This window comes from Roseibium porphyridii (genome assembly GCF_026191725.2).
GTDB lineage: Bacteria > Pseudomonadota > Alphaproteobacteria > Rhizobiales > Stappiaceae > Roseibium > Roseibium porphyridii.
Map to the genome: position 1 here is coordinate 5,244,870 of NZ_CP120863.1, position 24,142 is coordinate 5,269,011.

Sequence of the window (24,142 nt, forward strand, 5' to 3'; positions counted from 1 at the left end):
TCCGTCCTCATTTCGACATAGCAAAAATGGGATTGACCAGACAAAGATCCAAACGATGCGAAGGCGGTGTTTCTCAACACCGCCTTCGCATCTAGTGCTTTCAGCTGTTGTTTTTCTTGCCAAGCGCTTCAATCAGCGTTCCGAGATTATGCTCGAACATGGCAAGGTAGCTGGTGGCGGGTCCACCGCGCTCTGACAGGGCGTCTGAGAACAGACGGCCGCCGATCTCGATCCCTGTTTCATCTGAAATCTGCTGCACGAGAGCGGGGCTGGTGATGTTTTCGACGAACAGCGCAGCCGCGCCCTGCTCCTTGAGCTGCGTGATAAGGACAGCCAGGTCACGCGCGGACGGCTCTGCTTCAGTGTCGATGCCGACCGGCGCGAGAAAGGTCAGGCCATAAGCGTCGGCAAGGTAACCGAAGGCATCATGTGCGGTGACAACCGTGCGGCGGTCTTCTGGAAGAGTTGCCAGTCGGGTACGTGTTTCCTTGTCGAGTGCTTCCAGCTTTGCAATGTAGGCTTCTGCATTCGCGTTGAAATCATCAGCATGGTCCGGCATTGCCTTACCCAATGCGTCGGCAATGTTCCGCACATAGATCACCCCGTTCGACAAGGAATTCCAGGCGTGCGGATCTGTTTCGCCATCGACCATGACGGGCGTCACACCTTCTGTGGCAACGTGGACCGTGGCTTCGGTGCCGGATTCTGAAATCAGCGTTTCGGACCAGGTCTCAAAACCGAGACCGTTGACGAAGATGACATCAGACTCAGCCACGGCGCGCGCATCCGCAACAGAGGGCTGATAGACATGCGCATCGGCATCCGGGCCAACAATCGTGGTTACCTTGGCATGATCGCCGACCACTTGTTCCACCATGTCCCCCAGGATCGAGAAACTGGCAACAATCTTGAGATCGTCGTGTGCATTGGCTGGCACTACGCCGGCCATCAACGTTGTTGCCACGAAACCAGCAGCCAGGGTTTTCAAAAGGGTCATTGTATCCTCTCTTCAGTATAGGATTGTTCAACAGACGGTTTTTTTCCCGGCGACGGTTTGCGGAACCGGCCGCCGAGGCCAAGCGGCCCGAAAAGGGCCGAAATCAGAAAGAAGCCCCCGGCAACCAGAACAATTGCCGGGCCGGATGGGGTTTCGGGAAAGAGGTACGACAACGTCAATCCGATCCAGCAACTCGCCAACGCAAACAGAAAACCAAGAACGAGCTGGCCAGTAATAGTGCTTGCCCAATACCGGGCAGCCGTTGCCGGCAGGATCATCAGGCCTACGGCCATTAACGTACCCAATGTCTTGAACGCCGCGAGCAGGTTCAAAACCAGAAGCAGCATGAACCCCTGATCGACCAGCCAAGGTCGGCGTGTTTGCGCTTCAAAGAAGATCGGATCGCATGTGCTGACGATCAACGGACGCAGGAGAACGGCAAATGCAGCTAGCGTCACCGTTGCGACTCCGCCGACCAGTATCATCGACCCATCATCAATCCCAAGGATTGAGCCGAACAGGAAACTCTTGAGAGGGACCGCTGAACCGGCAGCTGAAAGAATGAAAATGCCGACGGCAAGAGCAATAAGATAAAGCGAGGCGAGACTTGCATCGCTGCGCAAGATCGTTTTGCGCGCGAGCAATGCCGTCAGAATGGCAACGCCGACCCCGGCAACCAGCCCGCCAATGAGCAGCGACATCACTGACAATCCGGCGGCAACGAACCCGATGACGATGCCCGGCGTGATCGCATGGGCCATGGCCTCGCCGGCAAGAGACAGGCGTCGCAGAACGAGAAAAGCTCCAATTGGTGCAACGGAAGCAGACAGCACAGTCGTTGCCACGAATGCACGCCGCATGAAAGCGAAGCTCCACATCTCGGCAAAGAGTTCAAACATGGGTGGGTTCCCTGTGGTCATAGGAGCCCTTGAACATCCAGGATGCCTGGCTTTGAGACAGATAGCCTTGAGCAACCAGCTGATCTTGCGTGAGAACGTCTTTCACCAAACCATGAGTGGCTGTTCCGTTGCCGAGGAGCAGCGCATGACTGCAATGGTCAAGGACCGAAGACAGGTCATGGACAACCAGCACCACTGCCCGGCCCTCTTGGCGCCATCGCTTGATGATCGACAGGAGATGCGCCTCAGTGCTCTGGTCGACCGCCGCGAAAGGCTCGTCCAGCAGGATCAAAGGGGCGTCTTGCAGAATGACACGAGCAAAAAGAGCACGCTGCAATTGCCCACCGGAAAGCGTATGAAGCGAGCGGTCTGCCAGTTCAAGAATGCCAGCCTCATCCAGCGCCGCTGCCACCCGATTGCGGCCGCTGCGGCCCAGACCCGACCAAAGGCCAAAGCCACGCCACGCCCCCATCGCAGCAAGGTCGCGGACACGGATCGGAAAGCGCCTGTCAAACTCAGTCAACTGCGCCAGGTAGCCAATCTCAAGTGGACGTCCCGACGGCCAGTTCAGGCGTCCGCAAAGAGGCTCCATCAAGCCAAGCAGCATTTTGACGAAGGTACTCTTGCCGGAACCATTCGCACCGAGCACCGCCAGTGTCGCCCCCCTGTCGACATCCAGGGACAGGTGCTTGAACAAAGTTAGACCGGGATATCCGAGGGACAGATTTCGCAGCTCCAGGACGGGTGCCATCAGAGTACCGCCAGAATGAAAAACCAAAGAAGGCCCGACAGGGCAATTGCACCTGCGGCCAGGGCAACGACACTCATCTCGGTCAGGCATGGAAGCCGCGTGTCGTGCATTTCGCGAAGGGGATCACGTTGAGCCATCAGTCCGCTCCGGAACGTGACGCAACGATCAAGGTCAGCAGGGCCTCGAAACTAGGCCTGCTCCGGTTTTGCCGCGATAGTATTGGTCTTGTGGTCTGGCGCATCGCCCTCTCCGTCTGGACGGGGATCTGGCAGCACCACACTATTGAACGGCTGAGCCGCTTTGCACATGGTCGTCTCCCACCGGGACACCCCGCCCGGTCAAGTTAAGATTGCGATGGCAGGTCTCCTGACTCGCGGGTCGAAGCTTTCCCGTTCCTTCCCGGGCCGTTGATTGACAGGGCCCAGTGGCATTATCGGGGTCGCTCACCGCTCACAGTTGCGGGGGCAGTCACGGATTTAGCGCCCTTGCGGCTCTTCCTCACCGTGTTCCCTTTTCATCTTGCAGCCATGTTCATTCTGCAAGAACCATCAGCGGGCAAACTATTTTCTCGTTTCGAAATAATCAACACGTATTTGCCCTAATGGACTGAGCCTGGCGCCCTCGAAAAAGCGCCAAGGAGAGCTTCACCTGTTTGCGGCGAAGTCCTGTTTCGACCCCGAATTGGACTTCCGCCTTGGGGGACTGTCTCGAAAAATGGGCCGACACCGCGTCCCGTGCCTCACTTTTCATAAATTGAGAACGACCAGTAGTCCTCAGATGTGCGCTGAACCTTTTGCCAGCCCAAACCTGTCAGTTCGCGCGCAATCAGACGGTTGATAATTCCATGACCCAGTAAAACAGCGCTGCTATGTTTCGCTGCTGCGTCGCACAGCGAGGCGGCGCATTTTTGGGCGCGAATTTTTGCATCTTGAATGGACTCCCCGTTCTGCGAAAATCCAAAGAACCAGAGCAGCCTAAAAATGAGAGCCCAACTGAAGAAAGACAATTTGGGACGTTTCCATTCCAGAAAGGGCAAATCGGATTCTCGAAATTCCGGGTCGATCACTGCTCTATCTTTCAGTCCAAGCCTTTCAATCGACAGGGTGGCTCTGGGCAGGTTGCTGCTCAGCGCGATCGCGCATGAGCCGGCGATTGCCTTGGAGGCCAACGGAGGAATACTGTCGCTGGACAAAGCTGCTGTCTCATAGCGCTTTACAATCTCTCCTACTGTTTTTGGAGAAACCCATTCCTTCTTGCAAGCGTCGAGATCGAGTTCCGGTTTGCCGTGTCTCATCAATACTATTTGCATGTTTTCCTCAGCGATCACCCGGTGCCTGGAGTTGGAGCGCCATACCACCTCAAGGAAAATTCACGCGATTGACGGTCGTAACTGATTTGGAGCCTTGTGTAGAAACGCGTGGGTTTGAGGTCAACAAAGTCAATATCATCGCCACTAGCCCTAGTCGCTGTCGTTCCGGTTGTGGGAGTTGCTCACAAGCTTCTTCACGACCACAAAGGAGGCGCTTTACCGGCTCACAACTCGGAGCTGGAAGCGAACTGGAATGTTTTGACCACCCGACCGGTCGTGCGGACACTCCAGGGGTGACCCGATACGCCTCCCGATGTCACGTGAGAGGCTTCCATAGCCAACAATGCAGAACCGCAAAGCCGGACAAGAATCGAGCATCTGATAGGACGTGTCTTAGTTGCGAGCCTTGTTCCCTCAGCTACTTCAAGTTCGTATCTATCCAAGCTATACAACCAGGCTGAAGACCCAGTCTTGCAATCATCAATCAGAGTTTTTCATTGAAAATTTTTCTATTCGTTGTGTCAGCAGTTTTTCTGATTGGACCAGTTGTTGCCTGGGGTTTCGTTGTTGCCCTTGGGTGTGGGTTCAAAACCAATACGACAAACTGCAGCGTTCGCCTTGCAGACTATCTGGACAGTGAATTTCTCACCCTCGCCTCGCTACCCTGGGTCCTGGGTGTCATCTGTCTCATCAGTGCCATTCGCAGATGATCCCGGCACTGACACTTCTCTTTCAGAGGTGGGTTGGTACAAGAGCAACCGTGTTCATGTTCAGTTTATTCTGGAAATTTCGGCGATGAACGTGCCCTCATATCTTGTCGTCCGAAACGACAGCTGGAACTTCAGTGAACTTCCGCATGAATTCACAGTGTGGCTGCGAGTTGAAAATCTGGAAGAGCAACTCGATACCGCAATTGCCCGCTTCACTGCTCACTTTGAAAAGTACCCTGGTGAAGCGAACAGCAAATCACAAAAGGTGGTGGAGCTTAGACGGCTAATAGCTTTCCAGGACCGGGTCAGGAAAATGGATAACGCTTCCTCACCGATATCCGTCGGTGCAACAGAGCTGCCCGTGAGTTTCAACGAACAGATCTTCGAGGGCAATTTTGTTTCGCTATTTTGCTTGAATTGCTATCGTTTGAGCCCACCGGAACTCACCTGCCTTGTTCCGTTTCAAAACGACACTTATGAGCAGGCTTTTGGGACAATGCGGCACTGTTTATGCGGCAAATCGATTGCATGGCGCATTGATGGCCAACGCAGGCCCTAGCAGAACAGCAAAGTAATCTGTTTCCAGGACAATCATCCCTGCCCGTCTTAGGTTCGCCTGATCAGTTGATCTAGTATGGATTTCACCGGGAACGCGCGCACCGAAACGGGTTGGATCTGCCCATGTCGCGCGTTTGCCAAGCGGAGACGTTTGGGAGGGGGAAACTGCAAAACTGCTCATTCAATGCTTGCGCAAGTCCCTTAGGCATTTGCGCTGTGTTTCGGGCGAATGCTCCACGAGATCCCAAGCACAGTTAAGAGCAGCACGACGGGGAGGAGCGCCAACGGGCTCCCTGCCGCGACGAGTGCAGTGCCAGCCGCGCACGCGATGGACGCTGCGGCTTCCGCGAGTGTCGAGGCTTTCGAAGCGACTTGCCGGCGTCTGAAATTGGTGCGCTTGGCTTGCGCACGGAACCAGAGTTGAACCAGGATTGCGCTAGATGCCGCGATCATTGCACCGGCAAAGGTAACAACTGCGCCCCATACCGATATGAGCGCCAGGCCCAAAACGATCGGCAGCATTATTGCGGCGATAAGCATCAGAACTGACAAGACCTTCGCCCAGAGACGCGTGAACGCGGAGATGGGGGCCGTAACGATCAGATCGGGTGAATCTTCTCCGGAGATGGTCAGCCAGGCAAGGCCGCCTGCAAGCTGACCGACTGCCATAACAATTACAGGGGCGATGATCACGGAAATTTCGGCGTTCTCGCCAAAACTGACCCACAGCATAACAGCTGGCGGGATAAGATAGAGAACCTGCATCAGTGTCTGGGAAACCAGCCAGGGATCGCGGGCGATGAGCTTAAGCTCCTTGAAAACGAGCGCGCCAAGAGGCGAGTAACAGCGAAAGGTCCGTTCCGTTGCGCGTTCGCGCGGAGCCTTTTCCGTGACGCCAAGTGCCAACACGACAATGCGGCGAAACTGTACGGCGCCGCACCAGGCCCCCGCCGCAAAAAACAAGAGAGAAACAGCGAAAAGCAAAAGCACAGTGGCAGTCTGTCCGGCCACCGCGTGAGCGAGGAACCACCACGCGGAGCCTGCAGCTGGCGCATGGTTGGCCACAAACGCTGGATCGAAAAGCGTGAACCTGGACATCGACCCGAAGGAAAGTATGGCTACGACTTGCATACCGATCAGAAAGGCCGCACCGACCACCGCAGCCAAGATTTGTGCGCAGAGGCGCGTACGCTGCGCTCCGACCGTCTTGAACAGTGCGAGTGTGATCAACACACCTGCTCCAGTTGCTGTCAGCGATGCTGCAAGGAGCACCATATAGCCCCCAAGCCAATGCACCCCGCCAAGCACCACGGCAACATTGAGGAATGGCGAAATGACCAACGCCGACATCACCCAGCTTGTCAGAGCCATCATGACGATGCGCACAAGAAAGAGGTCACGGGAGGGGGCGGGTGAAGAAAGTATCAGATCAAGATCATCGCGGGCATAGAACGCACGCGTTACCGATTCCATCGCCTGTGACAGCATCATGGTGAAGCTGAGCAGAACCGTGACCGACAGCATTGCCAACGCGGTCTGATCGAGCACAAACCCGGCGGTCAAATGGGGTGAAAGCACCGCATATGCGATCAGATGCATGACTGCATAGAACAAACTCATGCCGATCAATGCGCGCCGCAGACTTGTGTTGCGCCAACCTGAGAACATCCAGGCCCAGTCGCGCCAAGCGAGCCGCAATTCATGCTTTGAAAAACGCATCAAAGCGGAACGGGCCGCTGTCGCACTCATGCCACTTTCTCATCAAGGAGATTTGCCATGCCCGGTTGCGTATCACCTTCGGAAACGCCACCTACGATGTCGAGGAAAATGTCCTCTAGAGAATTGCCTTCTGCGCTTGCTTGTTTGCGCAACTCTTCCAGCGTTCCCTCAGCAACAAGCTGCCCGCCGGCGATAATCCCGATCCGGTCGGCCATGCGCTCTGCGACTTCAAGGATATGCGTCGTCATGATGATCGACACTCCCTGCGCAACAAGCCCGGACAAAACCTTCTTCACCTGCCGCGCAGACCCAGCATCAAGTCCGGTGAGCGGTTCATCGAGGATTATCAAGCGCGGTTCATGGATCAAGGCACCGGCAAGCGCCACTTTCTGACGCATTCCCTTGGAGAACCCGCCACAACGTTCATTGGCATGGGGCTCAAGTCCAAAAGACTCCAGGAAAGTATCGGCCTTGAAGCGCGCCAGGTCCGGCTGCATGCTCCAGAGGCCAGCCACAAACTCAAGATATTCAAGCGGCGTCAGCTTGTCATAAACCATGGGTTCGTCCGGGACCCAAGCCAAAACCTGTTTGGCAGCAATCGGGTCTGAAAAAGCGTCGACGCCGCAGACTTTGACGGAGCCGCTATCGGCCTCGAGCAATCCTGCGACCATCCGCAACGTCGTTGTTTTGCCTGCGCCATTCGGACCCAGCAAGGCATAGAATTCACCATCCTGCACAGTCAGCGAAAGACCGTTGACTGCGGGTTCGCTGAAGCGCTTATGAAGGTTGGAAATATCAAGGGCGGTGGTACTGGAGGACGGCATCTATCTCTCATCAATAGAAGGTTTCGACCAGTTTACCGAGGGGACCTTTCGCTAATGTAAAACCCGGTCATTTGCCTCACATTGAAGCACCATGAATGAAAGAAAAGTTGGAAGTCGACCGGATGTGACGGCAGTAACAGACTGAAGCACTCCCCGGCAATAACGTTGGGTCACTTTCGCTCCAACAGGTGTCTGAAAATGATCACGTTTACTGCTCCAATCAAGCTGAAACTGCCGCAGGAAAACAACCCGTACTATCAGTATGCAAAGCCGGACACCGAGACGGTCGACAAGGGTTGGAAAGCCGTTTTCATCGGCTCCGAGGGAGCTGACTACATTTTTGGGGACGCCTTTTCCGACACCATGTACGGGAACGGTGGTAACGATGGGCTGCACGGCGGAGGCGGCAGAGATTTTCTCTATGGAGGCGAAGGAAACGACACCTTTATCGGTGGTGAAGGCGCGGACGAAATGTTCGGCGAAGCAGGTGACGACTTTTTCTGGGGCGAGCTTGATGGAAACAAGATCGACGGAGGCAGTGGTCACGACACGATAAGCTATTCCGGGATGGACAAAGGTATCGTGGTGTCGTTGAGGATGGGCGGCGCGCTGGATCCGAATACTTTCACGGTCAAAGAATACATAACCGATATCGAAAGTGTCATCGGAACCAGCCACGACGATGCCATTGTCGGCGACGACCGCCAGATTGGAAATCACCTCTTTGGCGGCGCAGGAAATGACGTCCTCGAAGGCGGCGGTGGCACCGACACTATTGTTGGAGGTCTCGGCGCAGATATTCTTTGGGGCGGGACGGAAAGCGACACCTTTGCCTTCAATCTTGGCGACAGCCCTGGAGGCACGTCAAATTTCGACACAATCAGGGACTTTGATCTCGATGACGACATCCTGCAGTTCCAGGTCTATGACCCGAATCTGGCTGATTGGTCGGCCTATGAGACGACCGTAGATGGCGTCACCGGCACCTGGGTCCGGATTACCGAGCTGCAACTCGATGGACCGGTTGCTGAAACACAGGTTCGCTACGAAGTGTTTCTCGCAGGAACGAACCTTGAAACCGTCGGAGCCGACGACTTTGCATTTGTCTGAACCAGCACAGGCGGGAGGCAAATTCCCTGCCAATAGACCTTCGAAGGTCTTCTTAAATTGATGGCGGCGTCAGCAGACACTCAAATCCAAAATGTCATGGGGACCAACACAGTGTAAGCCTGGATGGAAGCTCAGGTCATGCTCTGCTTAACGACTGCCTTTGCGACCAGTTCGGGCACCTTGATCATGCAATAGTGGTCCGCCTCAATCTCAAGATAGGTCCAGTGCTCCTGCTCCAAATGCGCTTTGACGTGGCCGACCTCATTTTCGGTCATGACCAGAAACTGGCTGTTCAGGCAGTGAATATACGTCTTCGGGATCGCCTTGAACCTGGTGGCATTGAAGACAAGCTTCTGAACAAAGGGCGGCCAGTTTGGCACTCCGAAATCAACCGGGTCGATCCCTGCAATCTCGAAGAAGTCCAACAGTGACTTACCGCTCTCGGGAATGAGCGTGTCCAGAAAGACCAGCCTTTCGATTTTCTCAGGCACTCGATCCGCAGCGCCAGTGATGACAAAGCTGGCATAGCTGTGCCCGACGAGGTGCAACCGCTGCACTCCGGCTCCCTCGATGCGCTCGCAAAGCTCTTCAATATGATCCGACAGGGTTGCTCTTTCGGGATCGGATAATGTGAGGGCATCTGTCTGATGACCATCGGTCTCCAGCAAGGTGCGAACCTTGTCGAAATCTTCTTTGGTGCGTTTCCCCCCGGGGACGAATAAATAGTGTGTCACAAGCGATTTCACCTTACGTTTCCGATGTGCATTCGGTCGTTGGACTTTGGTGCGCGGAGCACCTCTTAGACGTCTTTCCGATTGAGATATCTGGACCCTCGCACCATGCGCTATTGGCAGGCAATCATGCAACATAAGCAATACTTCAGCTGCTTCTTGCCGACGTTTAAAACGCGAAGCGGTTGTGCAAGTCGTCACAGCGAAGGTTCGGTTCCACCCGATGTCTTTGATCTAGCGCCCTGCATGAATGGCGGGTTTGGCTTAGCGGCCACTGCTGGTTAGCAAATTCAGGCCTTCGCGGAACAGAAGTACAGCGAAGATGACAAGCACGATTGCCAGCCCACGCATGATGTAGGGGTAAGCCCGACCGGTGAGCAGATGGCGGTATCGCCCCGTAAGAGCGGCAACGCCAACTTTTGAGCCGACCAGAAGAAGATAGAAACCGACAACAAACCCCCAGGGGGCCAGGGATGATTTTTCAGAAGCTGCAAGCACATAAGGCACACCGACTGTGATCCAGAACAGGTAGGGGTGAGGGCTCAGGAAATTGGCAAGAACCCCTTTTTTCAAAGATGCTGGTGCCGTAGCCGCAGCGATTTCCCCGACAGTGTCCGCCTTGGCGGTCTCGTAGGCCAAATAGAGAGCATAGAGAGCGCCAACAATCCCGAGCAGACCCAGCGCCTGGTTTGGGAGTTCCCGAAGCACAAAGAACAACGTCAGAACAATAGGGACGTCCGTGACAAGCGGCGCAGCGGCAACCAACAGTCCTTCCTTGAAGCCGTGACGTATGGTTTGAGCGATGACAATGGTCATCAATGGGCCGGGCGCCAGGCCGGCGGCCAGTCCCAAAGTAATGCCGGTCAGTGTCGCTGAGACAAATTCAGTCAAACCTTCGCCCCCAATGTCAAATCAGACTTGACTGAGAATTCACCTGTCCAGCCTCGATCTTCGGGCGTGCGATGTGCCTTCGTAGCTTCGATCATATGGGTAAAACCAACACGGCGCTGTGTCCACAAGGTGGTGGCGGCTTCGCATGGCCAGCTCATTGCGAAGGAGAGTTTGCAATGGAGCAGATCGCTTCGAATGCCAGTCGCTATGCAGCCGGTGAAGAAAGGCTACAAAAACTCTCACGGCAGCTTTCAAGGTTTCACCGTAGACGAACAAACGTTCAAATTGGGTAGGCGTGGACTGACGGCTTCGTGGGCAGGAGCGGGCTGGCAGGTTTGACAAGTGAATTGAGGAATGCAAACCGCACGCGCAACGGCCCGGTCCCGATAATACTCAGGCGGATCTCATCAACACTTTGAGTTTGCTCTTCTTCCCTACCATTCGTCCATTCTCGTACGGCAAAGGCAAAAGCAACACTATACCCAGCTTCAAATGGGACAACGCAATTCATGCCAATGCGTTTGACGCTGAAACTCCATGGCAAGGTCAAGCAGTTCTGTTTCCATGTAGTGGCTGCCGACAGTTTGTAGCCCAATAGGCAGGCCTTCTTTGGTCTGGCCACAAGGAATACTGATTGCAGGATTTCCTGTCAGATTAAAGCCGCAAGTAAAAGGGATGAGTGTCCCAAGTTCCTGTGTCGGATCAAATTCCGCCAGGGACATTGCCGGACGCGGCGTGGTTGGTGTGAGCAGAAAGTGTGTGCTGACAGCGGCAAAAGCAGCAGATAGTTCCTTCTGTAATTTTGAGCGCACTCGCACCGCATCCATCAATCGGTCCGCAGGTATGCCCAATCCAGTTTCAATCATCTCTGCAACCTTGGGATTGAAACGGTCGCGACGTTTTGCGAGAGCGGCCGTATTGGCCCATGCCAGCTCCGCAGAGAAGAGCGTCACAATTGCATCAACGGCCATCGGCAGTGTTGGCAGCTCCAGTTCGACGATTTCCGCGCCAGCTTGTCGGAAGACTTTACACGAATCGGCTAACGCGATTTTGATTTCCGGATCTAGAGGATAGGCATCTGTAAGAGCCGAAAGGGTAGTTTCGCCGAGAACAGCAATCCTGTTGTTGTGTTGCGGTCGTTGGTCCTGGTCACAGCGTGCTTGCAATGTTGCCGCGTCCCAAGGGTCGGGATCGGTCAGGATTGGAAGAACTTTGCCGATTTCCGCCGCTGACCGGGCAATGATTCCGACATGATCAATCGATGGTGCTGATGCCTCACGCATCACACCGTGCGAACTGATCAGTCCCCAAGTCGGTTTAAGGCCCGTCGTTCCAGTCATTGCCTCTGGAATGCGCACAGAACCGGCAGCATCGGTGCCTAAGGCGAAGCGCGCCGATCCGACAGCGACCGAGACACCAGCTCCGGCACTCGATCCACCAGGATAGTATGAAAGATTCCACGGATTGCGTGTTAGCGGTTGGTCAAGACCGCAGGTCAACTCATGTGCAACCTGCGTACCGACTAGCGTACCACCGGCAGCACGCAGCCGAGCCACCACTGTTGCGTCTAACGTTGCGACACGATCTTCGTAGGCTTGCGACCCTCCCGAGGTCACAACACCTGCAACGTCGAACACCTCCTTCACAGCGAACGCCCAACCGGCTATCGGCGAAGATGCCTTGCTGAGGTCGACGTCGCTGGCGGAGGATCGAGCCTCCAGCTCCAATACGTGCCGATAGGCGTGGACCTTATCTTCGGTTCTCGCGACCGCGTCGAGCGTGCGCGTTAGCTGGTTGCTGGCAGTTTCCGACATGGCTTTTCCCATCTATCGCCAAGCCTTACGGTCGACTAGGTTAAACCTACATCGCTCAATAATAAAAGGGCTTAGCAATGGCCGGCCTTGATGTTTTGGTGAATGTCGCGAATGTCATTTATCTCTTTTCCTATTCGGTTCGCGACATTTTCTGGTTGAGAATCCTGACATTGGTCGGGATTTCATTGTTAATGCCTTACTACTACCTCCAACCGTCACCCCTTTGGGCTCCCATTGGCTGGAATACCTTCTTTTTCTGTATCAATCTTTACTGGATTGCCCGCCTCTTGGCAGAGATGCGACCAGCTCCTTTTACGAACGAAGAACAGCGCCTCTTCGCAATCGCTCTGCAGAACCTGTCCGAACGCGACGCATTCAAGTTCCTTCGAATGGCGGAGCGTAAAACGGTTCCCGCCGGTACGATCCTGGTGATGCAAGGCAATTCGGTTGAAGAATTGTCCCTTGTGGTCGAAGGCGAACTCGTGGTTGAGCAGGACGGCAAACGTGTTGACGATCTCTCAGAAGGAAATTTTGTTGGCGCGGTCGCGCTCCTCAGTCAGAAAAGCAAATTCTCTGCCCCAGTTACTGTTCGGGTGTCGGCTCCGACAACACTGCTGACATGGAGCTTTAAGGAATTGACCTCCAAATTTTCACGCAATTCCAGTTTACAGATCGCGATCGAAGCGAGCCTGGGTATGGAAGTCGCCAAGTGGTTGCGGACAACGCGGCAAATGCTCTTACGCACATAAACTCAAGAGAAGTCCGGCAATTCTTCTGGAGGGTCGGTCATATCGGTAAAACCAACGCGGTGCTGTGTCCACAAGGTGTAAGCCGGTTACACTCTCAGGTGTTTGCAATGGAGAGTCAGGTAATGGCACGCGTCTCTTCGTATTAGCGTTCAAGTCGCTATGGACCTGGAGAAGAAAGGCTACAAATACTCTCGCGGCAGCTTTCAAGCTCTCGCCGTAGACGAACAGATTTTAGGTACTACTGGCAGGTAAGCGGACATAAGAATATGGCTGACAAGTCACTAATCCTGGTCCTTTTAGGACACTGTCAAATCAAGAGATTCTGACGTCTTGAGAAATTTTTCAAGTATTCGCAGCGATCCCGAAGATCGGATTTTTTTCGCAGCACCAACCTCCTTTGATTCGTTGCCTAACTTCGCACACGTGATGCAGACTTCAGAGCCGCGACCAGTGTTAATAGCACCTCCGATATTTCGAATTGCATTTTCTTAGTTTTTACTTCTTGAACGGTTTCGATCCAAGTTTTTATTTATCAAATTAAATAATAATACAGATATTTCTAAATTATACTTTCCGAAGCCTTTACTACAACTTTCCACCGAACGTAGGGCGTAGTCCAAACACGATATCAGTAACCAAACGAGGAGAGCGCTGCGCGCCTTGCGACAGGCGATGCGGGATGCCCATGATGCGAAGATACTTGATTTATACGTACGTATAATATAATAATCGAATGCAATGATGAGCGGAGGATCATGTGGCTCGACATTTTACAATTGAATGCGTGCTGGATTGTGAGAACCATCTTGGTGAAGGGCCTGTATGGGATCATGGTTCCGGCACGCTGTATTGGGTGGACAGCACAGGGTCCAGGGTTGGAAAGGATGCTATCTGGCGCTTCGACCCCGAGAACGGCGATGTCCGCTCGTGGCCGCTCGAACAAGATGTCGGCGCCATAGCGCTGCGCAAGAATGGCGGCGCGGTCCTGGCGCTTAGCGACGGCTTCTACACCTTCGACTTTGATACAGGGCGCACTGAGTTGATCGCCCAGGTGAATGACGATCCTTCGCGTGCGCGCCTCAATGATGGAAAGTGCGATCGTGCAGGACGCTTCTTCGCCGGTGGCATGGATGATCAAGAGGAGCTCGGCATTTGCGGGCTCTGGAGGCTCGACCCCGACATGACGCTTAGCAAGATTGAAAGCGGCATCATTTGCTCGAACGGGCCGTGCTGGAGCCCAGACGACAAGACCTTCTACTTCGCGGACACGTTCAAGAATGAGATCTGGGCTTACGACTACGACTTAGGCGCAGGATCGCTCGCGAACCGCCGGGTCTTTGCTTCGACGGCCGACGACAGCGGCTTCGCCGATGGCTCCACAGTCGATGAGGAAGGCTGCCTCTGGAATGCGCAGGTAATTTCGGGTGATCTGATCCGCTATGCCCCCGACGGCAGTATCGAGCGCAAGATCACCATGCCAGTGCGTAACATCACATCGGTAATGTTCGGCGGGCCGGACCTGATGGACATCTACGTTACGTCCATGGCGCGCGTCAGCCACCCTGCAGCTCACGACAATTTCGAAAAACAGACCAAACCTCAATTCGCCGCGGGTGCGTTGTTCCGCATCCGGGGCTTGGGTATCCGCGGCGTGCCGGAGCCTCGGTTCGCCGGATGAGCGCGTCTGAAAGGGAGGAAACATGAAACCCGCAAAATTCGACTATAGTCGGCCTGAAGACCTGCCCACCGTGTTGGCACTCCTGGCGGAAAAGGAAGACGCACGCATACTGGCCGGAGGGCAAAGCCTTGTGCCCATGATGAATTATCGCATGGCTCAACCGTCGCACCTCATCGATATCAACCGCGTGCCCGACATCGACTATATCCGCCTGGAAGGCGACATGATCGCCATCGGCGCGCTCGCTCGCCATGCGGATGTCAAAAGCGCGCCGCTCATTGCCGAGCACCTGCCAATTGTCGCCGACGCTTACGACTGGGTCGCGCATTCGGCAGTGCGCAACCGCGGCACCCTTTGCGGCAACCTGTGCCATGCCGATCCGGCATCGGAGATGCCCGCACTCATGCAGCTACTCGACGCAGTGATGATTGTCGCAAGCCAAAGCGGTCACCGTGAGGTGCCGGCAACAGCCTTCTTTACAGGTGTCTATGAAACTGCGTTGCAACCTGGTGAGATGCTCTCGGAGGTGCGCATTCCCGTGCCAGCGACAGGCACCGGCTGGGGCTTTGAGGAAGTCTCTATGCGCAAGGGTGACTTCGCCTGGACCGCCTGCGCGGCGACGTTGCGACTGGATGCCCGGCGGATAACCGGTGCACATGTCGCTGCCGCGGGGATCGGCGAACGCTCACTCCGCCTGAGACAGGCGGAAACTGCCTTGAACGGGCAAGCGCCCTCGGACGATCTGTTCGCGGCGGTCGCCGCAGACGCCGCATCGGCGATGAACCCCGCCAACACCATTGGTGCCAGCGCCGATTATCGCCGCGACTTGGTGCGCACACTTATACCGCGCGTTCTGAGCGCTGCGGTCACACGCGCCAGATAAAAAGGGAGGATAACATGGATAAGATCGCGATTTCGCTGACCGTGAACGGGCGCTTAAGGCAGGCCTTGGTCCCGTCACGGATGCTGCTGTCGGACTTCATCCGTCATGAGCTGGCATTGCCGGGCACCCATGTGGGTTGCGAACACGGGGTATGCGGTGCGTGCAATCTGCTGGTCGACGGTAAGGCTGTCCGCTCCTGCCTTATGTTCGCGGTACAGTTGGATGGCTCGACGATTACCACGGTCGAAGGCTTCGGTCAGGATGATCTCCATCCGATCCAGCACGCCTTCTGGGAAGAGCATGGCCTGCAATGCGGTTTCTGTACGCCGGGCATGCTGGCCGCGGCGAAGGAGCTGCTCGACCACAACCCCGACCCGACGGACGAAGAAATCCGCGAAGCCATCGCCGGTAATCTTTGCCGCTGCACCGGCTACCAATACATAATCAACGCCATCCGTTCCGCCGCCGCGAAGCTGCGCACGGCCGAAACAGAAGCGGCATGAGGGAGAGACCCGTGGCATCACATCTCGACAACAACGTCATTCCGCCCAGCCGCCAGCGTGAGCTTCCCCGCCAGGGCCTGACTTGGATCGGCCAGAGCATGAAGCGCGTGGAGGACCCGCGTATTCTTTCCGGCAAGGGCGGCTATATTGACGACGTCGTCGTGCCCGGAATGGCGCATGCGGCCATGGTCAGCAGTCCCCACGCCCATGCGCGCATCGTCAGTATCGACACGTCCAAGGCCAAGGCATTGCCGGGCGTAATCGGGGTCTATACCGGCGAGGACCTTGCCAGCGTCGTCGACCCATGCCCCAGCTTCGCTTCTCCACCGGTGCCCCAGCACGCCATGGTTATCGACAAGGTTCGGCATGTGGGGGAAGTGGTCGCTGCCGTCGTCGCCGAGGATAGATACATTGCCGAGGATGCGGCGGAGCTTGTCGAGGTGACCTACGAGGTGCTGCCGGCTAATGTCGACATCGAAGCTTCGCTGGAGGCAACCGGCGACGCGGTCATCCATCCGGACGATCGAGAGAGTAACTGCGCACTCGATGAAAGCTTCAAGTTCGGTTCCGTCGACGAAGATTTTGCCGGTGCCGACCGCATCATCAAGCGCCGTCTGCGCTGGAACCGTTCTTCAGCGCAGGCCATAGAGACTTGCGGCGTAGTTGCGGATTATGATGCGTTCAAGGGCGGTTTCACGATCCACGCAAACACCAACTTCTACAACTTCATCCCATTCGTGATAGGCGGGTCGCTACGGGTAAGTCCGGGAGAGCTGAGGATTATCCCCGTGCTCGCCGGCGGCAGCTTCGGCTCCAAGGTATTCATCCACAAAATCATTATCCTGACCGCGGGCCTCGCCAGGCTAGCAGGCGTTCCGGTGAAATACATCGAGGATCGGCTCGAGCATTTCACCAATTGCGACAGCCACGGCTCGGACCGGCTATATGACGCCGAACTTGCGGTAATGAATGATGGCACTTTCAAATCCATGCGCTTCACGGTGCTGGATGACTACGGTGCCTATCTCCAGTTCGGCGTCGGCACCCACGGCAACGCCATGGCACAAGTAACCGGTCCTTATCAGATCCCCAGTTTCGGGATGAGGGTCATCGCGGTGCTTACCAACAAGTGCCAGCAAGGCCCTTATCGCGGCTTCGGCTCCGAGGTGACCAACTGGGTGATGGAGCGCATGGTCGACGCTGCCGCCGAAGAGCTTGGGCGCGATGGAGTGGAGTTGCGCGAACAGAATATGATACAGCCCGATCAGTTCCCCTACATGATCTCGACCGGCAACATCTATGACAGCGGCAACTTCCAGGCCGTCCTAAGCGAGGCAAAGCAACTGTTCGACTACGATGCTTGGCATACGAAGGCCGCTGAAATGCGAGCGCAGGGCCGTTGCGTGGGAATAGGCCTCGCCACCTGTATGGAGCGCAGTGTCTATGGACCGACAGAGTGGTGGTCGCTCAACAACAAGGAAACGCCTGGCTTCACACTGACCTCAACGCCAGAGGGCATCAGCGCGCGGATCGACCCATCCGGCAAACTGTTTGTCACACTGAACTCGCCGATGGTCGGCAACTCCCCCGAGACCGTGGTAACGCAGGTTTTGGCCGAGCGGTTGACCATTGCTCCGGAAGACGTGGTGATCAACTACGCCGACAGCCAGTCAGGCTTTAACGGCGTGGGCCCGCAGGGCAGTCGTTTCACCGCCATGATCGCGGGAGCCTGCGTCAGCGCGTCGATCAAGTTGGAGGAGCGTCTGCTGCGCTTTGGTGCGAGTATGCTGCAGCGCAGGCCAGAAGATCTGGAGCTGCGCAACGGCTCGGTAGGCGTCAAGGGAGTGCCGGATCAGGAGAAGTCCTTTGCTGAGATCGCGCTGACGTCGAGTTTCTTCCGCTTGAGTTTTCCGGATGAGGAGGTGTTCGACAGTGGCCTCGAAACCACCGCCGTCTATGATCACCCGGTCTCCACAGATCCAGATCCCGACCGGAAACACCTTGGCATCTTCTACCCAATCGTCGGCCATATCTGTCATATTGTGGCGGTCGAAGTCGATCCGGGTACAGGCAAGGTGGAAATCCTCGATTATGCAGCGGTCCACGACAACGGAACGATTGTGAACCCCCGTACGCTCGGTGGGCAAGTCTGGGGCGGTACGGCCAACGGGATAGGCTCAACGCTGTTCGAGCAGTTTGTCTATGACCGCGATGGCCAGTTCACAAACCCCAACTTTGCAGAGTTCGCCATGCCAACGGCCAACGAGATGCCTCGCAACTTCAAGCTGGGTCACATCGAGACACCTTCTCCTTTTACTGAATACGGCATCAAGGGAGGTGGGGAAGGCGGCCGGTTGGGTGCCCCCTCTGCATTGACGACGGCGATCGAGGACGCTCTGTCTTCTTTCGGGGTCACAATCAGCACGCTACCGGTAACACCACCGATCTTGCGTGGATTGATCCGTGAGCGCGAACAGGCCGTCGCGGCGGAATAGGAGCAGATATGGCTGACCGCCAACCCGTCATCATCACCTGCGCACTGACAGGCGCAATTCATACCCCTTCGATGTCGCCGTATCTGCCGGTGACATCGGACGCGATCGTGGCGCAGGCTGTTGAGGCAGCCACCGCGGGAGCCGCAATCCTGCATCTCCACGCCCGGGATGGCGCGACCGGACGACCCGATCAGGGCGTGGAGGCTTTCCGGCGCATTGTGGAACCTATTGCAGCGCAAACCGACGCGGTCCTGAACCTCACCACGGGTGGGAGCCCCTACATGACCGTCGAGGATCGGGTGAAGCCGGCACAGATGCTTGCACCTCAGCTTGCATCGCTTAACATGGGTTCGATGAATATGGGGCTTTTCCCCATGCTCAAGCGCCATCCAAAGATTGCAGGGTGGGAGCGGGAGCATCTCGAGAACTCACGGGAGCTGATCTTCCGCAACACGTTCAAAGACATCGCCTACGTGCTTGATGCATGCCGCGCCAACGGCACACGGTTCGAGTTCGAATGCTACGACACGTCTCATCTCTACACACTCGCGTATTTTGTTGAGGCCGGTGCGATCGAACCGCCTTTCTTCGTCCAGACAGTCTTTGGCCTTCTTGGTGGCATTGGCGCGCATCCCGACGACATCTCCCATATGCGCAGAACGGCGTTGCGTCTATTTGGTGACGATCTTGTGTGGTCTGCGCTCGGCGCCGGTGCGCATCAGATGCGGGTTGCTGCGACGGTCGCCGCCTCAGGAGGGCATGTGCGGGTTGGTCTTGAGGATTCTCTGTGGGCAGGACCCGGCCAACTGGCAGCCTCAAACGCTGAGCAAGTAGAGGCCGCAAAGGTCATGCTGGACGGTCTGGGCTTGCGCCCGGCGACGCCAGCCGAGGCGCAGCACATCCTCAGTCTAACGCCGATTAGGGTTGCCGCATGAAGGAGAAGAGCACAGCCTCATCAGTTTTTCTGCTGGAGGGTACGCCGCCTGCGCCTGCACGCAAACTGCAGGGAAAACCCGGTCGACCAAAGGGTGGCCGTCCCGACGAGACTCGCGATCGGATTCTGAACGCAGCGGAAAGTCTTTTCGCTGATCGTGGCTATGATGGTGCGTCAATCCGAGATGTCGCCGCGGCTGCAGACGTGCAGATCAACGCGGTAGGCTACCATTTCGGCCCGAAGGAAGATCTCTTCGACACTGTCATCGCACGGCGGGCAGCTGTCATGGAGGCGCTTCGACTCGACGCGCTCGCGGACGCCCGTCGCACCGCCGGAGAAGCTCCGATCCCGGTGGAAATCCTTATCCGCGCGTATGTTCGCCCCTTCATCGAAAGCGCTGACCACGGCGAACCGGGCTGGAGGAACTATGCTGCATTGATGGGACGCCTGGCTAACTCTCCGCTTGGCACCGAAATCATCGCCCGCCACTACGACGATACAGCCCGCACCTACCTCTGCGAGTTTCAGCGCACGCTGCCCGGGGTCGAACTTGAGGACATCGTAGATGGTTTTTCCGCCATGGTGGCCGCAATGCTAGGTATCTGCGCAAAAACAGGCCGTCGGGAAAGACTGGCCAATACTGACCGCGCTCGCGCAGCCAAAAAAAGCATCGACGTCCTTGTCAGGTTTCACGCGGCAGGGTTCAACGCGCTTTCTCACACCAATTGGAGAACATGAAGCTATGGTTCAAACACTTGAGGTTGGCGCGACCCATACGCTCGACGTTCTTGTCACAGATGCGAACACCGCAGCACATCTGGCCGAGAATGGTGAAACTCTGCCCCCCGTTTTTGCGACACCGTTTATGATAGCCGCGATGGAGCGCGCCTGTGCCGCTATTCTCTCTACCACTCTAGAAGATGGCGACGTTTCGGTCGGTGCCAAGATCGACGTCTCACACGTAGCGCCGTCCCCGGTTGGCGTTGAGGTTCTGACTACAGCGCGGTTCACTGACCGCGAAGGACCACTTTATTGGTTTGACGTGAGCGCGAAGGATCCTGGCGGCCTTATTGGAAAAGGCCGTATCGCCCGAGCGATCCTCTCAATGGACAACCTTATGGCTCGTGCGGAGGTGCGACGTTGATTGATCTGGGAACGCTGCGCTTTCTGGGATCGAGCGGGATGTCGTCCTTTGGCTTGCCAATGAGGCTCGGCACGACAGGGATCGTGTCAGACATATGAATTGCTCGCGCTAAGAACAGCGCTGAACTGTCGACGATCGAAAGACGTCTAGGTTTAAGAATGTTGAAGTTGCGGGAGCGACGCTAGATCGAAAGGGAGCCCCCCCAATGTTGACCGCGCTTGACCATGTCAACCTGCATACCGATAAACCCGATGCTCTCGCACAATGGTACGAGAACATCCTTGGCCTCGAACGAGGCCCGCGCCCAAACTTTTCAATTCCTGGCATTTGGCTCTATCTCAACGACCAGCCGGTCGTTCATGTGGTTGAAGTCGATCAACCTCCAGAGCACGCCGCCGTCTCGCTGGAGCACTTCGCGTTTCGCGCCGAGGGTATGGCGGCCTTCGAGGCGACACTCAAGCAGCACGACCTGCAGTATGAAAGAGTCGATCTCACTGAGATCGATGTTGACATTGTGCAATACAACTTACGCGATCCAATGGGTACGCATATCCATATCGACTTTTAACCAAGCGTGGAAGCAGGAATGGTTGAAGGATTTCGCTGAACGCGTCTAAACGCGGCGAGTCGACTGACCGCTACTGCGCAGTCTCAAACTTCCCGGCTGCGTCCGTGAGGTTAATGCGTCAGCCAGGAAGGCTGTGATAGAAGTAATCGCCGCGCACTGACCATTTTCGGCAATAATGGAACAAGGTTGTGAGTTTGCCCTTGCAGCGAATACCTACCTAATCCCCTACCTCTAAGCCGCTGAATCTCAATTGAAAGTGCGCTTCGGTACGTCGACCTTCGATAGCTCACAGTCCAAATTAGCGCCGCGAAACTGTCATTTGTTCCAGGTGTAGCCAATTCAGGCATGGATTATCTCCAGCCATAGCCTGGAGAGTAGCAGGTGCGGGAAAGACGCAAAAAGGCCTGTCCAGGAAGTGTCGTAGGGCATCAGTGGATGCGTTGCAGCCCACCTGACCAGAATTCAGCCCCGCAAGTTCTCCCGCTTTTAAGTCCGGTTACGATACGTCTTGAGAACCAGCCGCCTTGTGTCGCGGCAATCGGCCGTCATGGAGATCCTTCACCTGGTGCGTTTGAAGTATCTTCGATGTGTTTTGTCATCTGACTGATGACCTGTTGCGCCGTTGCGATGTCTGTGAGGGAAAGGTCCTTTGAAAGGTCATTTACCCAGGGGACCTGTAACGCGATTGCAGCTTCAAACAGGGTCTGACCTTTTGATGTCAGCGCAACCAAATGGGCTCGTTTGTGATGCGGGTTTGGCTGAAACCCGACAATGCCTTCCTTTTCCAACTCGTTGACGATGCGCTGAACGCCCTGCCGATGAACGCCCATAGTGCGCATGTCAGGCAACCGTCTCCGCGCGTTCGGCACAGACGGTCGCCCCGAGTACCTGCCAATCGTCGAGCCAAATCAATCCTTTGCTTGCTTTACAGCCCCAAGTCCGTAAGGCCGGGATGATCGTCCGGGCGGATACCACTCGGCCACCGAAAAAGTCTGTCACCTTCTTGGATTGCGACATCATTGATTGACGCATGGCGCTCTGCCATCAGTCCTTGCGCGTCGAAGCGCCAGTTTTCGTTGCCGTGGGATCGATACCAATTGCCGTCAGCATCATGGCATTCGTAGACAAAGCGCACTGCTATTTTATCGTCACCATGGGCCCAGATTTCCTTGATCAGGCGATAATCGAGTTCCCTCGCCCATTTGCGCGTCAGGAAGGCCTCTATCTCTGCCCGGCCGTGAACAAACTCGGAGCGATTGCGCCATTTCGAATCTGGTGTGTAGGCCAATGCGACTTTGGCCGGATCTTTCAAGTTCCAGGCGTTTTCCGCCATTCGAACCTTTTTGACGGCATCCTCAAATGTAAATGGTGGTATCGGGGGTCTGGTCAAAGTGTTGATTCCATGTGTTCCTGAATGAGGTGACGAGCCGGACACCGCTCCGAGCCCGCCAAAACAATTGCGTTGGCCTTACCAGCTGTTGTAGCCGAGAAATTTGCCGGACATTTCGACCTTCACCCTGTCCCCTTTGGGGTTGGCGACACGCGTGATGCTCATGTCAAAATCAATGGCTGACATGATGCCATCACCGAATTCTTCATGGATCAGCGCCTTGATGGTCGGGCCGTAGACACCGACAATTTCATAAAGCCGATAAATGCACGGGTCGGTTGGCACCGTTTGCTCCCAGACTTTTGTGGGGCTGTCGGCAAGGACGTCGATCACTTCCTGCGGCAAGCCAAGCACCTGAACAAGCGCCTTGGCTTTGTCCTCGGGCATGGCATTCATCCCGACGCAGGCTGAGTGGGTCCAGACCGGTGACATCGAGATCTTGTCGGCAATGTCCTCCCAGGACATGCCGGTTTTCTTTTTTGCGGCCAAAATGATTTGAGCCACGTCGTCTTTGGTGAGCATTTGCGGAACTTCGATGGTCATGGTTCGCTCCTGTTTCGTCAATCATTTACGGCGCGCAAATGCGCATGATGGGTTGGGTCATCATCGCTTTCGAGTGTGCTGTTCTCAGTGCGATCGATACGGATGGTTTCAGGCGTGTTGGCTCCGCTGCCGCCGGACTGTCCCGCCAGTTCTTTGGATCGTGAGCCGAGGAAGTGCACAAGATGATTTCTAATGGCGTAGTAGTTCGGGTGCTCGATGATTTCTTCACGCCGACGCGGTCGCGGAATGGTAATCTCCACAGCCTCTGCGACACGTGCGAACGGCCCGTTGGTCATCAGCAGAATGCGGTCCGCAAGCAGAATGGCTTCATCAATATCATGAGTGATCATGAAGACGGTTTGATTGGTCCCGCTCCAGATTTTCAACAGTTCGTCTTGGATCGTTCCGCGCGTCAGAGCGTCAAGCGCACCAAAAGGTTCATCGAGAAGAAGCAGTTTGGGATGATTGGCGAATGCCCTTGCGATAGACACGCGCTGGCGCATACCTCCCGACAGCTGGGATGGTTTCCTGTGGGTGGCATCACCATCCAGCCCCACCATGGCGAGGTACTTTTCAGAATGTGCTTGGACGTCCGGTTTGCTCCAGTCCGGATGCCGCGCAGCCACACCAAACATGACGTTCTTTAGGGCTGAAAGCCACGGCAGGAGCGAATAGTTCTGGAACACCACGCCGCGATCGAGGCTCGGGCCAGAAACTTCCTGGCCATCCATGATGACCGTGCCGCTCGTTGGCTCCGCCAAACCGGCCAGTACGTTCATGATCGTTGATTTGCCGCAACCGGAATGGCCAAGAATGCAGACGAATTCGCCTTCCTCAACACCAAAGCTGCTGTTTTCGAAAACGGTCAGCGTCCCCCCGGCGCCGTCCGGAAATTGCTGTGTTAGAAGTTCGATGGAAAGAAATGGCTTTGTCATCAATTCA

Annotated in this window: 26 protein-coding genes and 1 riboswitch; of the genes, 12 read left to right on the forward strand and 14 right to left on the reverse strand. The window is 55.8% G+C overall.

Annotation, left to right across the window (positions count from 1 at the left end; all coding sequences use genetic code 11):
- Positions 1-100: 100 nt before the first annotated feature.
- From K1718_RS24150 to K1718_RS24170, 5 genes are all read right to left on the reverse strand, one after another.
- Positions 101-997, reverse strand: coding sequence for a metal ABC transporter substrate-binding protein (locus K1718_RS24150; protein WP_265680556.1), 897 nt, complete (start codon positions 995-997; stop codon positions 101-103).
- Complete coding sequence (locus K1718_RS24155; RefSeq protein WP_265680555.1) at positions 994-1,896, reverse strand: metal ABC transporter permease; 903 nt, start codon at positions 1,894-1,896, stop codon at positions 994-996. The genes K1718_RS24150 and K1718_RS24155 overlap by 4 nt, the downstream gene beginning before the upstream one ends.
- On the reverse strand, positions 1,889-2,647 hold the full coding sequence (locus K1718_RS24160) for a metal ABC transporter ATP-binding protein (protein ID WP_265680554.1): 759 nt from the start codon (positions 2,645-2,647) through the stop codon (positions 1,889-1,891). The genes K1718_RS24155 and K1718_RS24160 overlap by 8 nt, the downstream gene beginning before the upstream one ends.
- Positions 2,647-2,784, reverse strand: a complete 138-nt coding sequence (locus K1718_RS24165; protein ID WP_173006171.1) for a hypothetical protein — start codon at positions 2,782-2,784, stop codon at positions 2,647-2,649. The genes K1718_RS24160 and K1718_RS24165 overlap by 1 nt, the downstream gene beginning before the upstream one ends.
- A 202-nt stretch (positions 2,785-2,986) precedes the next feature.
- Positions 2,987-3,212, reverse strand: a riboswitch (cobalamin riboswitch).
- 174 nt (positions 3,213-3,386) lie between these two features.
- Positions 3,387-3,974: a histidine phosphatase family protein gene (locus K1718_RS24170; RefSeq protein ID WP_265680553.1), complete on the reverse strand. Its 588-nt coding sequence runs from the start codon at positions 3,972-3,974 to the stop codon at positions 3,387-3,389.
- A 479-nt stretch (positions 3,975-4,453) separates the two neighbouring features.
- Between K1718_RS24170 and K1718_RS24175 the strand changes: the two genes are divergently transcribed.
- The gene (locus tag K1718_RS24175) at positions 4,454-4,666 is read left to right on the forward strand and encodes a hypothetical protein (protein ID WP_265680552.1); all 213 of its coding nucleotides are present in this window, start codon (positions 4,454-4,456) and stop codon (positions 4,664-4,666) included.
- Positions 4,667-4,751: 85 nt separating this feature from the next.
- Positions 4,752-5,225, forward strand: a complete 474-nt coding sequence (locus K1718_RS24180; RefSeq protein WP_265680551.1) for a hypothetical protein — start codon at positions 4,752-4,754, stop codon at positions 5,223-5,225.
- 200 nt (positions 5,226-5,425) lie between these two features.
- Here the strand turns inward: K1718_RS24180 and K1718_RS24185 are convergent, their stop codons facing one another.
- Together K1718_RS24185 and K1718_RS24190 are read right to left on the reverse strand one after the other, a co-directional pair.
- On the reverse strand, positions 5,426-6,973 hold the full coding sequence (locus K1718_RS24185; RefSeq protein ID WP_265680550.1) for a permease: 1,548 nt from the start codon (positions 6,971-6,973) through the stop codon (positions 5,426-5,428).
- Complete coding sequence (locus K1718_RS24190; RefSeq protein ID WP_265680549.1) at positions 6,970-7,767, reverse strand: ABC transporter ATP-binding protein; 798 nt, start codon at positions 7,765-7,767, stop codon at positions 6,970-6,972. Before K1718_RS24190 ends, K1718_RS24185 begins: the two co-directional genes overlap by 4 nt.
- A 198-nt stretch (positions 7,768-7,965) precedes the next feature.
- On the opposite strand from K1718_RS24190, the gene K1718_RS24195 reads away from it, so the two are divergent.
- Positions 7,966-8,877 carry a hypothetical protein gene (locus K1718_RS24195; protein ID WP_265680548.1) on the forward strand — a complete coding sequence of 304 codons (912 nt, stop codon included), beginning with the start codon at positions 7,966-7,968 and terminating at the stop codon, positions 8,875-8,877.
- A gap of 131 nt (positions 8,878-9,008) precedes the next feature.
- Here K1718_RS24195 and K1718_RS24200 read toward each other — a convergent pair whose 3' ends face one another.
- The 3 genes from K1718_RS24200 to K1718_RS24210 all read right to left on the reverse strand — a co-directional run bounded on the left by K1718_RS24200 (position 9,009) and on the right by K1718_RS24210 (position 12,313).
- Complete coding sequence (locus K1718_RS24200; protein ID WP_265680547.1) at positions 9,009-9,611, reverse strand: alpha/beta fold hydrolase; 603 nt, start codon at positions 9,609-9,611, stop codon at positions 9,009-9,011.
- 261 nt (positions 9,612-9,872) lie between these two features.
- Positions 9,873-10,499 carry a LysE family translocator gene (locus tag K1718_RS24205; protein ID WP_265680546.1) on the reverse strand — a complete coding sequence of 209 codons (627 nt, stop codon included), beginning with the start codon at positions 10,497-10,499 and terminating at the stop codon, positions 9,873-9,875.
- 488 nt (positions 10,500-10,987) lie between these two features.
- Positions 10,988-12,313, reverse strand: a complete 1,326-nt coding sequence (locus tag K1718_RS24210) for an amidase (protein ID WP_265680545.1) — start codon at positions 12,311-12,313, stop codon at positions 10,988-10,990.
- A gap of 77 nt (positions 12,314-12,390) precedes the next feature.
- Between K1718_RS24210 and K1718_RS24215 the strand changes: the two genes are divergently transcribed.
- From K1718_RS24215 to K1718_RS24255, 9 genes are all read left to right on the forward strand, one after another.
- Positions 12,391-13,062: a Crp/Fnr family transcriptional regulator gene (locus K1718_RS24215; RefSeq protein ID WP_265680544.1), complete on the forward strand. Its 672-nt coding sequence runs from the start codon at positions 12,391-12,393 to the stop codon at positions 13,060-13,062.
- Between the two features lie 757 nt (positions 13,063-13,819).
- Positions 13,820-14,740, forward strand: a complete 921-nt coding sequence (locus K1718_RS24220; protein WP_265680543.1) for an SMP-30/gluconolactonase/LRE family protein — start codon at positions 13,820-13,822, stop codon at positions 14,738-14,740.
- Between the two features lie 22 nt (positions 14,741-14,762).
- The gene (locus K1718_RS24225; protein WP_265680542.1) at positions 14,763-15,623 is read left to right on the forward strand and encodes an FAD binding domain-containing protein; all 861 of its coding nucleotides are present in this window, start codon (positions 14,763-14,765) and stop codon (positions 15,621-15,623) included.
- 14 nt (positions 15,624-15,637) lie between these two features.
- Complete coding sequence (locus tag K1718_RS24230; protein WP_265680541.1) at positions 15,638-16,126, forward strand: (2Fe-2S)-binding protein; 489 nt, start codon at positions 15,638-15,640, stop codon at positions 16,124-16,126.
- A gap of 11 nt (positions 16,127-16,137) precedes the next feature.
- On the forward strand, positions 16,138-18,621 hold the full coding sequence (locus K1718_RS24235) for a xanthine dehydrogenase family protein molybdopterin-binding subunit (protein WP_265680540.1): 2,484 nt from the start codon (positions 16,138-16,140) through the stop codon (positions 18,619-18,621).
- An 8-nt stretch (positions 18,622-18,629) separates the two neighbouring features.
- On the forward strand, positions 18,630-19,556 hold the full coding sequence (kce, locus tag K1718_RS24240) for a 3,5-dioxohexanoate:acetyl-CoA acetone transferase (RefSeq protein WP_152503522.1): 927 nt from the start codon (positions 18,630-18,632) through the stop codon (positions 19,554-19,556).
- Positions 19,553-20,293: a TetR/AcrR family transcriptional regulator gene (locus K1718_RS24245; RefSeq protein WP_265680539.1), complete on the forward strand. Its 741-nt coding sequence runs from the start codon at positions 19,553-19,555 to the stop codon at positions 20,291-20,293. The genes kce and K1718_RS24245 overlap by 4 nt, the downstream gene beginning before the upstream one ends.
- A 4-nt stretch (positions 20,294-20,297) precedes the next feature.
- Positions 20,298-20,699, forward strand: a complete 402-nt coding sequence (locus tag K1718_RS24250) for a thioesterase family protein (RefSeq protein WP_265680538.1) — start codon at positions 20,298-20,300, stop codon at positions 20,697-20,699.
- Positions 20,700-20,904: 205 nt separating this feature from the next.
- Positions 20,905-21,267 (forward strand): VOC family protein, encoded by a 363-nt coding sequence (locus K1718_RS24255; protein WP_265680537.1) that lies wholly within the window; start codon positions 20,905-20,907, stop codon positions 21,265-21,267.
- 545 nt (positions 21,268-21,812) lie between these two features.
- On the opposite strand, the gene K1718_RS24260 is transcribed toward K1718_RS24255, so the two are convergent.
- From K1718_RS24260 to K1718_RS24275, 4 genes are all read right to left on the reverse strand, one after another.
- Positions 21,813-22,106, reverse strand: coding sequence for a MarR family winged helix-turn-helix transcriptional regulator (locus K1718_RS24260; protein WP_265680536.1), 294 nt, complete (start codon positions 22,104-22,106; stop codon positions 21,813-21,815).
- An 86-nt stretch (positions 22,107-22,192) separates the two neighbouring features.
- On the reverse strand, positions 22,193-22,600 hold the full coding sequence (locus K1718_RS24265) for a nuclear transport factor 2 family protein (RefSeq protein WP_247649449.1): 408 nt from the start codon (positions 22,598-22,600) through the stop codon (positions 22,193-22,195).
- Positions 22,601-22,735: 135 nt separating this feature from the next.
- A complete protein-coding gene (gene cynS, locus K1718_RS24270; protein WP_209006721.1) occupies positions 22,736-23,200 on the reverse strand; it encodes a cyanase in 465 nt (154 codons plus the stop codon).
- A 17-nt stretch (positions 23,201-23,217) separates the two neighbouring features.
- Complete coding sequence (locus K1718_RS24275) at positions 23,218-24,135, reverse strand: ABC transporter ATP-binding protein (protein ID WP_152503526.1); 918 nt, start codon at positions 24,133-24,135, stop codon at positions 23,218-23,220.
- Between the last annotated feature and the right edge of the window lie 7 nt (positions 24,136-24,142).